Annotated in this window: 11 protein-coding genes and 2 pseudogenes; 2 read left to right on the forward strand and 11 right to left on the reverse strand. The window is 45.7% G+C overall.

Annotated elements, in window-relative coordinates:
* Positions 1-110: 110 nt before the first annotated feature.
* Together ACSVIK_RS10985 and ACSVIK_RS10990 are read right to left on the reverse strand one after the other, a co-directional pair.
* The gene (locus ACSVIK_RS10985) at positions 111-1,037 is read right to left on the reverse strand and encodes a class I SAM-dependent methyltransferase (protein ID WP_442444362.1); all 927 of its coding nucleotides are present in this window, start codon (positions 1,035-1,037) and stop codon (positions 111-113) included.
* A pseudogene (locus ACSVIK_RS10990) lies at positions 1,030-1,194 on the reverse strand (FKBP-type peptidyl-prolyl cis-trans isomerase); the annotation flags it as partial. The gene ACSVIK_RS10985 and the pseudogene ACSVIK_RS10990, both read right to left, overlap by 8 nt.
* A 60-nt stretch (positions 1,195-1,254) precedes the next feature.
* Between ACSVIK_RS10990 and ACSVIK_RS10995 the strand changes: the two are divergent.
* Positions 1,255-2,940 (forward strand): recombinase family protein, encoded by a 1,686-nt coding sequence (locus ACSVIK_RS10995; RefSeq protein WP_442444363.1) that lies wholly within the window; start codon positions 1,255-1,257, stop codon positions 2,938-2,940.
* Positions 2,941-3,023: 83 nt separating this feature from the next.
* Here the strand turns inward: ACSVIK_RS10995 and ACSVIK_RS11000 are convergent, their stop codons facing one another.
* From ACSVIK_RS11000 to ACSVIK_RS11010, 3 genes are all read right to left on the reverse strand, one after another.
* Positions 3,024-3,389: a hypothetical protein gene (locus tag ACSVIK_RS11000; RefSeq protein WP_442444364.1), complete on the reverse strand. Its 366-nt coding sequence runs from the start codon at positions 3,387-3,389 to the stop codon at positions 3,024-3,026.
* An 80-nt stretch (positions 3,390-3,469) separates the two neighbouring features.
* Entirely contained in the window at positions 3,470-4,234 is a 765-nt protein-coding gene (locus ACSVIK_RS11005) for a hypothetical protein (protein WP_442444365.1), read from the reverse strand.
* Between the two features lie 61 nt (positions 4,235-4,295).
* Positions 4,296-5,474 (reverse strand): LA2681 family HEPN domain-containing protein, encoded by a 1,179-nt coding sequence (locus tag ACSVIK_RS11010; protein ID WP_442444366.1) that lies wholly within the window; start codon positions 5,472-5,474, stop codon positions 4,296-4,298.
* Between the two features lie 1,559 nt (positions 5,475-7,033).
* On the opposite strand from ACSVIK_RS11010, the pseudogene ACSVIK_RS11015 reads away from it, so the two are divergent.
* A pseudogene (locus ACSVIK_RS11015) lies at positions 7,034-7,114 on the forward strand (hypothetical protein); the annotation flags it as partial.
* A gap of 835 nt (positions 7,115-7,949) precedes the next feature.
* On the opposite strand, the gene ACSVIK_RS11020 reads toward ACSVIK_RS11015, so the two are convergent.
* The 6 genes from ACSVIK_RS11020 to ACSVIK_RS11045 all read right to left on the reverse strand — a co-directional run bounded on the left by ACSVIK_RS11020 (position 7,950) and on the right by ACSVIK_RS11045 (position 12,189).
* Positions 7,950-8,666 carry a recombinase family protein gene (locus ACSVIK_RS11020; RefSeq protein WP_442444367.1) on the reverse strand — a complete coding sequence of 239 codons (717 nt, stop codon included), beginning with the start codon at positions 8,664-8,666 and terminating at the stop codon, positions 7,950-7,952.
* Between the two features lie 312 nt (positions 8,667-8,978).
* Positions 8,979-9,464: a hypothetical protein gene (locus tag ACSVIK_RS11025; protein ID WP_442444368.1), complete on the reverse strand. Its 486-nt coding sequence runs from the start codon at positions 9,462-9,464 to the stop codon at positions 8,979-8,981.
* Between the two features lie 19 nt (positions 9,465-9,483).
* Positions 9,484-9,804: a hypothetical protein gene (locus ACSVIK_RS11030; protein WP_442444369.1), complete on the reverse strand. Its 321-nt coding sequence runs from the start codon at positions 9,802-9,804 to the stop codon at positions 9,484-9,486.
* A gap of 668 nt (positions 9,805-10,472) precedes the next feature.
* Positions 10,473-11,192 carry a hypothetical protein gene (locus ACSVIK_RS11035; RefSeq protein WP_442444370.1) on the reverse strand — a complete coding sequence of 240 codons (720 nt, stop codon included), beginning with the start codon at positions 11,190-11,192 and terminating at the stop codon, positions 10,473-10,475.
* 348 nt (positions 11,193-11,540) lie between these two features.
* Entirely contained in the window at positions 11,541-11,798 is a 258-nt protein-coding gene (locus ACSVIK_RS11040; RefSeq protein WP_442444371.1) for a hypothetical protein, read from the reverse strand.
* 202 nt (positions 11,799-12,000) lie between these two features.
* Positions 12,001-12,189 carry a hypothetical protein gene (locus ACSVIK_RS11045; RefSeq protein ID WP_442444372.1) on the reverse strand — a complete coding sequence of 63 codons (189 nt, stop codon included), beginning with the start codon at positions 12,187-12,189 and terminating at the stop codon, positions 12,001-12,003.
* Positions 12,190-13,067 lie beyond the last annotated feature (878 nt).

The raw sequence follows: 13,067 nt of genomic DNA on the forward strand, positions 1-13,067 counted from the left end.
CGCACCGTTGGCAGGTGGTGCGCACAGCACAACCTACGGGGGAATATCAGTGCGTAGCCCGGATGCAATCCGGGGATTTTTCGACGCCCAGGCCCCGGATTTCATCCGGACTACAACTGGAACACCAAGGCTTTGAGGCCGCTCTCGGGCGAGATATCGGGAAACTCCGGCGGGTTGTCCAGGCGCTCGACGAAGCGCAACTGCGGCGCCTCGGCGGCCATGCCGTCGATGAGGAAGTCCGGGCCGATATCCGGGTCATTGACGCAGGCCAGCACGGTACCGCCCTCGGTCAGCAGCTCGGGCAGGCGCCGGAGAATCTTGGCGTAGTCCTGAGTGAGGGCGAAGCTGCCTTTCTGGAAGCTCGGCGGATCGATGATCACCAGGTCATAAGGCCCGCTCTTGCGCACCTTGCCCCAGGACTTGAACAGCTCGTGGCCGAGAAACTCCACGCGGGAGAGGTCATGGCCGTTCAGGCGATGGTTCTCACGCCCGCGTGACAGTGCAGCTCGCGCCATGTCCAGATTGACCACCCGCTCGGCACCACCAGCGATGGCCGCCACGGAGAAACCGCAGGTGTAGGCGAACAGGTTGAGCACACGCTTGCCGGCGGCCTGCTGGCGCACCCACTGGCGGCCCTGGCGCATGTCGAGGAACAGCCCGCTGTTCTGCTTGCTGCCCAGATCCAGCAGGTAATGCAGGCCGTCCTCGATGATCGGCCATTGCGCCTGCGGCTCGCCGGCCAGCCATTCGCTTTCGCTGCCCTGCACGTAGCGGTGTTGCAGCAGCAGGCCACGGGCGCCACTGGCCTGCCATTGCGGCGTCTGCAGTAGTTCCTTTAGCAGCGGTCGCAGCGCCGGCGACGGCTCGCGAAACAGCATCACCAGGACGATGCCGGACAGCCAGTCGACGGTGATCTGCTCCAGAGCCGGCCAGCAGCGACCACGGCCATGGAACAGGCGGCGCGTCTCGCTGCCGGGGTGGTTGTCCAGCGCGTGTAGCAGGTGCTCGCGCAGTGTGGCGAGGGCGGCATCAGTCATCGCGGGTCAGCACTTCCAGCAGTTCGATCTCGAAGGTCAGGTCGGAATTGGGCGGAATCGAGCCCACGCTGCGTTCGCCATAACCGAGGTGCGCCGGCACCTGCAGCTTGCGCTTGCCGCCCACCTGCATGCCCATCAGGCCCTGATCCCAGCTTTTCGGTTTGTGATATTCCCGTATCATGACGCTCTGTACCCCCTCTGATTCAGGTTGCGCAGTATGACAAAGCAAGCAATCCCCTACATTCGATTTTCCAGCTACCGGCAAACCGTAGGCGATAGCTACAGGCGACAGGCCGAGTTGATAGACAGGTGGCTTGCTCAACACCCCGAATACACACGCTCAAACCTGACATTTGAGGACCTAGCTAAGAGTGGCTTTTCTACGGAGAAGAGCAAGAAAGCTTCGGGCTTCATTAAGATTCATGAAGCAATCGAAGCGGGGGCGATCCGGGCCGGCGACTGTGTGTTACTGGAGGCAATCGACAGGGCTACCAGGCGGGGAACTTGGGATGTTTTCGATTTGCTGGCGCCGATTCTGCGAGCTGGAGTGTCCATCGTAACTATTGAGGATGGCCAGGAATACACCGAGCAGAGCTTGCTTGGCACTCAGATATTCCTGTTGATGGCCAAGATACAGGCAGCACATAGCTATTCTAAAACGCTCTCAGAGCGCGTATCAGCGTCTTATGAGGCAAGGCGTACCAGAGCTAAGGGTGGAGAGAGAATTAAGCGTTATACCCCTCTCTGGCTCGATTCAAACGGTAATGTAATTGAAGAGGTGGCACAGCAAATCCGCCTTGTCTTTGATTGGTATATTTCCGGTGTCGGCAAGCATTCAATTGCATCAAGAATTAGACAATCTGGTGTTGAAAAGCTTTCTAAATGTTCAGGGCCAACAGTGCAGGGGTGGTTGACTAATCCTGCTGCTATTGGTGCATGGGCGAACAGTGATAGCACAGGAGATTTAATCCATGGTGTATATCCGGCAATTGTAGAACCTGAAACATTCCATCTTGTTCAGAAGCTTCTAGAAGAGCGTAAGACGGAGCGAAAACGCACAAGTAAACACTTTCTTGTCGGATTAGTGAAGTGTGATCACTGCGGTGCATCGATGGTGTTTCATTCGGTTAATGGAATCCCAGCGGCTATGCGTTGCCTGACACATCATCGCCTAAAGACTGCTGGGTGTATTAATAATAAATCGATCCCTGTAAACATCATCAAGCTTGTTCAGGTGCTTACCTCAAACAGAGCATTCAAACGAGCATTTGCCAAACAAACACTATCCAACAGTGATAAGCGTAGAATCACCTTGGAAGCTGAAATAGCACAGGCAACCCAGGAGATTAACAAGCTGGTGGTGCTGGCGCTCGCTGTTGATCTACCAGAGATTCAAAGCAAACTGATAGCGCTGAAGGCCGATAGGGAAGCATTAGAGGCAGAGCTTTCTTCCCTGAACACTGGGGATATTATTGTAAGTGAATCTTTGACAGTGTTGAGGGAGGAAAGCACATTAATGCATTCTGACCCTATTGTGCTGAATGCCATGCTTAGAGATGTTGGGTATGCAATCAAATGCGATAGGAATGGCCGTATTACAACCACTGAGGGGAGGGAGGAATGGGGATACCTAGGTGTGAAGCGCAAGCCCAAGAGCAACAGCACAGAAGCATATAGGCTCTATGAAAAACCATACACCATGATCATGGTGAATCCTGATCCCTCTATAGAAGTCCCTCCTATCCACACAAGTGACTTGCTGTCAGAGGGAGAAACAAACATTCGATATCAGAAATATTCAGGGCTTGTTTTGTCAGCTATGAATGGTGGGGGAGAAGAAGAGCACCTAGACACACCATATGTAAAGATTCCGACACCTAACGTACGTCATGGTCTTACCTGACACTGTTCTAGCTTCTCTTGTCTATAATCGCACTCAAACGAAGTGCAGTGTATAGGCAAACGCAGAAGTAGGACTAAAATGGATTAGGCACTGCCAATATTATTAATAATTTCGATAGCCTTTAGGGAAATAAAATAAGAGTAGCAAGCTATCTGGGTGGAAATAAAAATAGACCAAAAAAAGCCTTTGCCTCCTATTTCTTTACCTATTTCAGGCTTGACCTTAGGGAAAAGTATCCAGATTAGGCTGTCAATCTTGAACATCACCCATCGCCATAGCGCTAAATAGCAAATCCATTTGAATGCAACAAAGCCAAAGGCTCCGGACTTCTCAGCTATACCATGAAATACTGCTGTAACAGTAAGAAAGCCTAAATATGTGAACCATACTTCTGCTAATTTAGCTTGAGACTCTCCAAGCGCTGTTTTAGTTATCCATTCGTCGTTCATGTATAAGTCTCTTACCTAAGGATTGCTACGGTGGTCAAAGTAGTAGATGGAAAAGCCATTTTAATTGAAGGTATAGGTGTTCATATTTCTCTCAGGCGTGTGATGATTTCTTCGCTCACACCCATCTCTCTCAAGGTGCCTATCATAGATTCAATCATTTCATTTGTTTCTCTATCACTGTATCTGAATTCGGATTCGGACTTCAGATTGAAATTTGTTTGTCCCGCTATAACTCCCATCTCTTTAATTTTATCGTGCGAGTGTAGGGTTATTTCTGGTTTAATGACTTCTAATGCGGATTCAATCCATGCGATTGATCGTTTTACTATGTCTGAGAGAAAAGTAAAAAAATGCTTTGCATCTGGAGGATATAGAAAGTCAATTTCCGTATTAAAAACTTTTTGCTCGCCTTCTTCGTTTATATATGAATTGATGGTTGACTCAAGAACGGATTTGTATGATAGGAAGTTTAGATAATCTGGGTTTGCGTGCGAGTGTTCGTAAAATAACTCTGGAGTCCACTGCGCTGCTCTTTCCAAAAGGGCGCTATCAAGGTGGCCTACACCTTTGTTTCTGATGTGTGCAATAAAATCAAGCTCTCGCTTTATTTTTCTAGTTTCAGTGGTGAACTGTAAGTCGCCGCTAACTCTTATTCTGCTTATTAAATCCTTAAGGTTGTGTAGGGAAACAAAAACATTTCTAGTGCTTCTCATTTTTTTTGTAAGGCTGTCAATTCCATCGGCCACGCTAGAGAGCTCTTCGTCAAAGCATTTCAGGTCGTGTAGAAGTATTGTGAAGCCTATGAAATCTGCTTTTCTCGGAATTTGGTATTTTTCTTTGGTCAAATTTTTTCTCCGTGAGTATTATCCACAGTAGTTGTTTTTAGTGAAAGAACCTATAAAAGTTCTAATCAATGGTTGGAATATAATTGCTTAGGATTATATCGTCATCCTTTTTGGGATTGTTTTTCTCTGTGTGGTTTATAGCGAGACACATATACATGAGGGCATTCCTTGTTTGCTTTAATACATACATTCCTTTCTCAATAAGCTCTAAACTTGTGATCTTATAGGCGTAATCATGTTCGTTTCCCCAAAACGCTGCTTGGTGATTTTTGTCGTTCACTACTCGCACCCAACCATGCTCAAGTTCGTTCCTGAGTTCGCGCACCTCAAATGCTGAATCTTCAAGCCAATATGAAGGTCTAAGTTCATTGCCATCATGCGGACTGAAGTCCTTGCTTAACCAATACAGTGCCGTTAAGAAGGGATTGATTTGATCTTGAAGAATCTTCTGTTGACAAAACCACTGGCGATTAAAGGCAATATTCTTGCTGTTTAGGTTGTAATATTTGTCAAGTAATCTTGATATTTTATCTAAGACACTAAAGCATCCTCTTAGTGCGCTTTTTACTTTCTCAATGTGACCCTCATAGATTACTCCGTCTAGAGTGTCTGTAAGGTACTTGTCTTTATCGATAAATCTTTTGTACTGCTTAGTTATTCCTTCATAGAAAACGTGGCGATAATAGCAAAATTCGTTTTTCATAGAGGAAAATGATGCAGAGAGATAAGGGCCTTGAGAAACGGGGGTTCTATATGAAGGAAAGCTAAGAACGTCATGATCTACAACCCAGGCAGAATCAAGATCATTTAATGGGTTCAAAAATAGCACATTATCTTTACACCATGCTCGATATCTCATTTCTTCTTTAGCATGTCTCGGCGTGTAATCGTGCCCTAGTAAGTCGGGGGCGGAATCAAATGAATCCTGTACATGCTCAAGGAACTTTGAAGTTAGAGAGCCGCTTCCTGCTGCAAGGCTAGACTGTATGCCTGAATGATAAAAGAATCCTTTTGATTTAAGTGCTTTTAAGTATTTATAAGAATAGAGTTGGTAGTAGTAGGTATGTGAATCATCATAGAGGTGGCCAGACAAATTCAAAAGTCCGCTTGCCAGTCTATATAGCCCAACCTCCTGCGGTTCGCCCGGATTAACTATGCCTTTCTTCCATAAAGGAATAGCTTCAAATACCCGGCATAAATACTCAAGAGAATTTGCGTGGTTGATTTGAACCTTGTGCAAAATATTCTCAGTGCATTCCTTAAATCTATAAAACTTCCTGTGGCAAATGATGGCATTTGCATAGTCAGGGTTTTCCCAAATGTCGCCAGTGCGCGCCCCAAGGAACTGATATATATTCGACAGATAGAACGTTAAAGTGCTTCTGAAGCTGTCAGATCCCGCCTTTTCATCTTTTGTAAGGCGATTAATTTGATCAGATAAAATGATCAGTAAATCAGCTCTTTCATTATCGATGGCGCTATCGATGTCTAGAGCGAGAGAGTTTAATAGATCAATATCATTGTTCAGAATGAATCCCTCGCCTGAAAGGAATAGAGCAAAAAATCATTTCTATTAAGTGTGTTGCCCTATAAAATGGCTGGGCGCTGGGTGAGGCATTTGTCAAGGCGTAATGTGTTGGTGCGGGCTTAAGTAGTAAAATTATAGTGGGAAGAGGTTTGGTAATCGTAAATTGAGATTGTTCTTCCTTTTATTTGCCCGCTAAAGTGGCTGCTTGTGTGGTAATCGTAGCCTTTAAAGTTGTTGTTGTTTGTTGTTAATTGGATGTATGCGCTATTGCCGTAATCATATAGGCTAGTTGGTGATCCTGAAACATAGCAGCCTCTGTCGTAATCATAGATATTGATTTTTCCATTACTTACGGTTCCACTTATATTTATATGCTTCGACTGTGAGTAGTCATAAATTGACGATGCCCTTGAGCCGGATAGGCAGGCAATAATATAAGCAATACATGCTCTAGCATTTGGGGTCACGGTATGCTCCCTGTAACGACTAACTATAGACAGCATGGACTTTAGGCTAAGGACTTACTCTCAAAAACACATCAGAACATGCGCGCTGATGGCCAGAGGCTAGCTACGACGAACAGGCGTGTCTAGCCGAGCTATCGGAAAGATGTTGAAAATCCCCGGCGACAAAGTGCCTCAATGGCAGAAAGCATGAGGCGAAACCCCTTGTGTTGCTGGCGCTAGGGAGGGATATGTCGCAGCCCCACCCCAGGATGAACCAGATTCAACGCTAACTAGCGGGAGAGTGAGTGTGCGCTCGCAGCGACGTTGCTGGGGTTGTAGTCAGCGATCCTAGGGAGCCTTTCGTCTCGGCCGTCCCCGAGGTAGTCGCGGTGATACCGGGCGAATTCCTTGCGCAGGAACTGGCGAGCACCTTCCGTGCCTAGCTCTTTAATCAGTAGATCAAGGGCGACGGTAGCCAGCTCTTGAGGCGTAAGAGTGTGCTGTATGCAGTCTTCACGGCTGTTACGGATGACGATCATGCCATGAGCACGGGTGAAAGGTTTCGGCTTAGCCATCTCTACAGCCCTGATGGTCAATGATTTGGGTGTTACGGATGCTGTATGGATGTACAGTATTCGTCAATTGCGGGGAGACGGATGGCGGTCGGTAGGCGCTACGACCAATAGCTGATGATGAGGGGATAGGGTCTAGCGCGCTGGGAACAGGGCCAAGCCAGAGTAGGCACGCGGGATGCCTGTTGCGGCTGAGAACCCCAAATATCAACTACTTGCACGCGTGCAACGGCTCTCCAAATGGTGGGGGCACGGAGTGTTTTTTGGCTTTGCCGCGCTCTGTGCAATTTGGCTGGACATTGCTGTTACTATGCGCGAACCGCCGTACGTGACCAGGGATAGAGGTATTAGACCTGTTTACCGGAAGCGGTGGTTTACCAGCGTCAAAAAAGCTGTGTAACCGTACAGTAAAAAGAGCTTGAAAGTCGCACGGGATGCAGTGACAATTTTTAGTGGCAGCATTTTTTGTGCCAATAAAAAAGCCCTGACCCTTGCGGGCCAGAGCTTTACTTGAAGCGGTCAAAGAGACGGGCCTAGGAAACTCAATCTCAAAGACTGCACAACCTTCACTCGACTAGGAGCAAAAGGGGCACGAGATTCTAAGGATTGCTACAACCTCGTACAACCTTTTTAGGCCGTTATCGGCCGAAAGGTCAATAGGAAAGCGAGGAAATCGAGCGTCCCGCTACCGGTCGGGCTATCTCTAGGAGATGTCCAATGACCTCGCGTCATCGCCGTCGCCGGCCTCGCCGGCACCTTCACTCACGTATCAAAACTGTTCACGTGAATCCCTACACCCGTTTCCGCTTTGGGCGTTGGGAGAGCGTTTGCGAGCACTGGCGTAGTCCGCCAGGAACGCAGCTAGCTTTTGAGTTCTGAGTGGCTGGGGGGCAGGAAACTGCCCCTTTCTATTGGAGTGGCACGCGCAGATTCAAGTACACCATTCTGCTTTGGTGTGACAGGAGTCGGGCTTAGCGGTGTGGAGAACTCTCCCGTCCTTCTTTTTCTTGAATATCAAAATATCTAACCACTATAGGGAATGCTCTATAAGGCCCCTGCGAGGCCCTGAGAAGCGTTTTAAGCCGATAGGGCTATCATCGTATTGCCTCGCATAGAAAATCGCTGTATGAGGCTATTTGGTGGCTTGTGCAGCGTATATAGCTATCGCCTCAAGGGAATTTGATATCTAGCTTACTGAGAAGCCTGGACACTTGCACAGCTTGCCAGCTACCCACTACACCTTTGGGCGATGCAATCCCTTTAGTGTTCAGCCATTCAGCCAAACCCTTGAGCGTGCTCACCTTGTCAAACATTGCTGCCTTGATGTGGCTGGCGTAGTCCTCAGCACGGGCTAAGGCGGCTTGCTTGTTAGCCTGCTGGGCGATCTTGTACGTATGGGCTTTGTGGGCTGCTGTGCGGCCTGCATTGCGCTTCTCGATCTTGGCTTGGGCATTGGCATCGCCAGCATCAGCACGGCTAGCAAGAGCCTTCAAACCATCCTTAGTGCGTTGAGCGATGAACTTGCGTTCTTGCTCAGCAAGGCTGGCGTAGATGTGCAATTGGAAGCTGTCAGCCTCTGGCATCGTTGCCACTTTGAAAGGAACACGCTTCATCAGACCGGCGATGTGCTCAACGTCGCGGCTGAGGCGGTCAAGCTTCGCCACTACCAACACGGCGCCAAGCTCTTTGCAGGCATTCAAGGCCTTGATGCACTCAACACGGTCTGTAGGGGCTATAGAGCCTGAGGCTGTATCGACGTACTCAGCAACGATGTTCCAGCCCATGGCTTGTGCAGCTTGCGAGATGTAAGAGCGTTGAGCCTCTAGGCCCAACCCGGAATCACCTTGCTTGGCAGTCGATACACGCAGGTAACTGACAATATTCATTCCTACACCCCATCTCGTTTACATCATGTTGAGGCGTATTTTACATATCGTTGTCGGTCGTCTGCAAGATGTAAATGGGGGTTCCCAGGGATTCCTCCAGGGAGGAATGCCGATTGTTGGATGAATTTTTCATCCCCTGAACACGGTTGCATGACATAGCGAGGAAGAATTTTGCTAAACACGAACAACAGAGGGCTAGGAGGAATGCGGGCTTGGAGCTACATCTAATGTTGGAGCGGGGAGGCGGGAGACCGTATTGCCCCCATTATTCCTACATTTTTATAGGGTTATTTCTGGTGATACAGGATTATTTCAGTTGAAATTCAGGTAACTATCAAACAGCTCTGCCGCTTCTTGCTCCAATTCAGCTAGTAGCTTTTGTTCTTTCTGTTCTGCCTTCTCTTTCTCTTTCCGTTCATGGTGGGCCTTACGCTGGGCAATTAGATTTGCTTTCGCATCTTCTACTTCTTTCATAATCTTAGCTTTATAGCTTTCCTCTACTTCTTTTTTCACCTTCTCAAGCTCTTTGTCGATTTCTTCCTGCTTCTTCTTGAACGGAATTAGATAAGGCATTGTTAGGTGGTGGCCGTGGCTCACATGCTCATAGCCCTGCTGGATCAGTTCGACAATGCGCTGACACGCGATCATAAAGCTTGTCTCTGTAATAGCGAATGTGGTGTTGCCTGGAGCTGCTAGCCACTGCTTACACGCAACGTCTTGCATACGTGCTAATTCTTCAGCATTGAACTGACTTGGAGTTTTCACTGTACATTCTTTCTCGTTGATGATTGTTTTCATATTCTTATTCTCCTGTTAATTAGCGCTTGTTAATGAATTGTTGAAATTGCTTAACTACAGCTTTCTTGTCAGCTTCTTCCTTGCTAACACTGCTGGTGTTGGTGGTGGCATTTGTGATGCCTTTAGCTATCGCTGGTTTAGCTGGTGATGGCTTGCTGGTGCTAGTGGAAAAGATATCTGTAAGCGTTGGCTGTTTATCTGGATGTTTGTTCATCCAGGCATTGTATGATGCTAACGTCTCTTTCGATGCCGGAATGAATCTAGCTGAGCCTTGCTCAAGGTTTAGATCACTGCTAATCACTGCTGTTATTGTATTATTGCTTAGTACAAAATATTTCATGTTTTAATCTCCATTATTGATTTTATTATCCGAAGGTCTGGCAGACCCTTGGTCATTTTTCATCCCCTGCACTTTTTTTCCTACTATATAGTATGGGAGGTGCAAGGGTGTACATACACACTAGCGTATATCTATGGTTTCTTATTTCTGATGAATAAGAATAAAAACTAAAAGACCTAACACAACAACATTTCTAACTGAAGGAATGCAGGCAGTCATTTTAGATATCATCATATTCAGTGTCGGGGCTTTTGCTTCTGCTTTTCTTATTCTAATGTCCTATGAATGAACGCAGTGAGCGAATAGGACATGCTCTTTCTTTCTATTCTTATTATTTATTCTTATAGATAGTCTTATTATTCTTATTGTGTTGTAAAATCCAACTCTCGTAAGTTGTAAAATCCAACTCTCGTAAGTTGTAAAATCCAACTCTCTTAAGTTGTAAAATCCAACTCTCGTAAGTTGTAAAATCCAACTCTCGTAAGTTGTAAAATCCAACTCTCGTAAGTTGTAAAATCCAACTCTCGTGAAAGATGCTTTCTCAACCAAGCTGACCGAATCACTGCATGCACATATTATTATGTATGTCTAATTGCTTGCCCCAGCATTTAGGGGCTTACAGCCTGATTTTGGGAAATTGGATTTCCATTAGGTGATTCTGCTGTCGGTCAGAATCCGTATCTCTCGTCTATTTCCATACCGAGATAATCATATTCACGCCTACAATGTTCGTCGTAGTAACCATCAGGGATATCTTCCTGTAGGTGTGATGGCATCACTGTTGGTGCTGGATGCTGGGGTGATGATTCTTCTTGCTTCTTGTTAAAAACCAATTTATTAGGCTTAGTTATCGCAGAGTTAACAACTGCTGGTGTTGGCTTCTCTTCAATATCGATAGAAAGGATATCTTTTGAATTCCCTTCTATAAGCTCGTTAGAGGCGTTTTTAGGTGTAGGCGCTCCGTCTGCATTAGATTCACTAGAAAATGCTTGTACGGGGCTTGTAGGGGTATTCTCTGCATGCTCTTGCACGTCTTCAGACACTACTTCTAATGCGTAGGGCAGTACCCATTTGCAACCTTCCCGTTTTGGTTCTTTAATCAGGTATCCGTGTTGTTCAAACAGTTTCATAGCCTTAATGACGATATCTCTCGATACGCGGCAAGCCTTGGCAATACTCCGTTGTGATTCGTGATAGGGGTTCCCTACCCTTTTGCAGCTTTCATAAAAGTCTTTCATGTATTGAAAAATCACAAGCTGAGTTAGGTTTAGATCGAACTTTGTTCCCTTTTTGCGGCATACAAAGCCAGGAGCTTTTAAAAGGCGATGAGGGATCGCCAGAAAATTTTCATCAGTGGTTTGTGGTTTAGCTTTTACTGCATTTGTCATTAGTATTGTTCTCCATTTGTGGAACTAGGGATTTAAATTTATTCGTGATCAGGCACTGCACGGCATGAGTTGGTGAGTCAGTTCCCATGGCTTGCATAATCTGTAGTAGCAGTTGCCTACTGTTGTCATTCAATACAATTTTCATCTGTTTTCCTTTCTTGTTTAATTGCACCTGTGTTTAGTGCTTTTATGGTGTGTTGGGAATTTGATCTAGGGTTTGCCAAATTCCGCAATCCGTGCCGCGTGGCACTAAGGCTGCAGAGCACTAAAATGTGTGAGACATAGGTCATCCTCAAAAACACACTTTGATGCTCTACAAGCCAATAAATACGTTGTTAGCGATAGCCGTTAGCGATAGCGGCGGTTATCAATCGTGGTGGTATATTTCACCTTACCGCTTTCTTGCTGAAGGTATGGGGCTTTAACTGCAATATCACCAATATCTGGACAAAGATCAGGATGTTTTGCTAACCACAGATGATAAACATCAAGTGATTTGTCGTTTGCCCTGATGAACTTGTGTTCTGTAGAGGTTTGGGGAAAACCACTGGTGGAAATTACATTTACGATTAGATTGGATTGCTTGTGTACAACGAAATAATTCATTTTTATCTCCTATGTAGGAGACTTCTTGTTCTTTACAGCCTGACAGGGATTGGTTCCTCTCTGTTGTCCTTTTAGCTTGTGTGAATTTGATAGTCTCTATTTGTATATTTAATTGTTGTGTTTTCTCAGTGTGATGAGAAGCGACTTTTTATCATTGCAACACTCTGCGCGCAACAGTCTTAATTGCTAAGAATAATCTAATTTAATTGATGGTTCTATTATTCAATTTATAGAATTCCTCTTTCAGCTCTAGGTCAGTGAGGTGAGATTTCAATAGTTGTGTGATCAGTGCAGGAATTGATTTTCCTAAATCAGCTCGTTTCAACCGATTGAATAAGCCGGTTGGAAGGTTGAGGGTTAAGCGCTGATGACGACCATCTCTGATGGACATGATGATTTCTCCTTTCTGGTTAATTGTGATTCGATTTCTTTTATTCGGTTGCCATCTGCCGACATTAGAAGCTGATTAAGAATTATTGAAACACGCTGGCGCTTGTAGAACAGTTTCATTCGACATGTTGTTGAGCATGTTGTGCGTGGCCTTCCGATTGCAGGCTGTGTTAGGGGTTTGCTACATACATAGCATTGAGTCGGCTTCATGCGCACTCTCCATACTTCTTGTTTGGGTGTTGACCATTGAATAGCTTGATAGCTTCTAAATAAGCAAATCCTGTTATGTTGTTGATATTCAATGATTCAGCCCAGCGCCGGAATGCTGTAGAACAAGCGGCACTACACGTCCTCTTAGAGCTTCGTTCAAATACGTATGGGGAATTGCACCAAATGCAATCTTTAGTGAATTTAGACACGATATTTCACCTCCATTAGGTTGATTAATAGATTAAAGTTGTTTGAATACTGAATTTTGAGCAATAAAAAAGCCCCATAGATTAGGGGCTTTTAGAAATTAGGCCAACATTTACATAGATAGGAGAAAATATGTAATGCCGGCAAATTGCCTCAGACAGGTAGAAGAAAGCCTGAGGGCTTGGAATCAAATAAGGAACTATCTGAATAGAGTTGCTGCTAATGCTAACAGCAGTATTACAAGGAAACTTTAGAAGGAACTAGAAGGAATGGATAAATTTTCATTTATCCATGACATATAATAACATTAGTTTGCTCATTTGTCAAGTATTATTTCAACTTTCAGCGCAAAAAAGTGCATATAGAATGAAACTTTCAGAGCAAATTAGGAGGTTATGTTTTATTAAAGCCAGTAGTTATGCGGCTTGTGTCGGAGTTGGTGTGCGCAATAAATGCAACTAC

It is taken from the genome of Pseudomonas sp. NCHU5216 (assembly GCF_052156495.1).
Lineage (GTDB): Bacteria > Pseudomonadota > Gammaproteobacteria > Pseudomonadales > Pseudomonadaceae > Aquipseudomonas.

Excerpts from the sequence above, each read along its gene's own strand:
- ACSVIK_RS10985 (WP_442444362.1), bottom strand. The coding sequence starts at position 1,037 with ATGACTGATGCCGCCCTCGCCACACTGCGCGAGCACCTGCTACACGCG.
- ACSVIK_RS10995 (WP_442444363.1), top strand. The coding sequence starts at position 1,255 with ATGACAAAGCAAGCAATCCCCTACATTCGATTTTCCAGCTACCGGCAA.
- ACSVIK_RS11000 (WP_442444364.1), bottom strand. The coding sequence starts at position 3,389 with ATGAACGACGAATGGATAACTAAAACAGCGCTTGGAGAGTCTCAAGCT.
- ACSVIK_RS11020 (WP_442444367.1), bottom strand. The coding sequence starts at position 8,666 with ATGAATATTGTCAGTTACCTGCGTGTATCGACTGCCAAGCAAGGTGAT.
- ACSVIK_RS11025 (WP_442444368.1), bottom strand. The coding sequence starts at position 9,464 with ATGAAAACAATCATCAACGAGAAAGAATGTACAGTGAAAACTCCAAGT.
- ACSVIK_RS11030 (WP_442444369.1), bottom strand. The coding sequence starts at position 9,804 with ATGAAATATTTTGTACTAAGCAATAATACAATAACAGCAGTGATTAGC.
- ACSVIK_RS11035 (WP_442444370.1), bottom strand. The coding sequence starts at position 11,192 with ATGACAAATGCAGTAAAAGCTAAACCACAAACCACTGATGAAAATTTT.
- ACSVIK_RS11040 (WP_442444371.1), bottom strand. The coding sequence starts at position 11,798 with ATGAATTATTTCGTTGTACACAAGCAATCCAATCTAATCGTAAATGTA.
- ACSVIK_RS11045 (WP_442444372.1), bottom strand. The coding sequence starts at position 12,189 with ATGTCCATCAGAGATGGTCGTCATCAGCGCTTAACCCTCAACCTTCCA.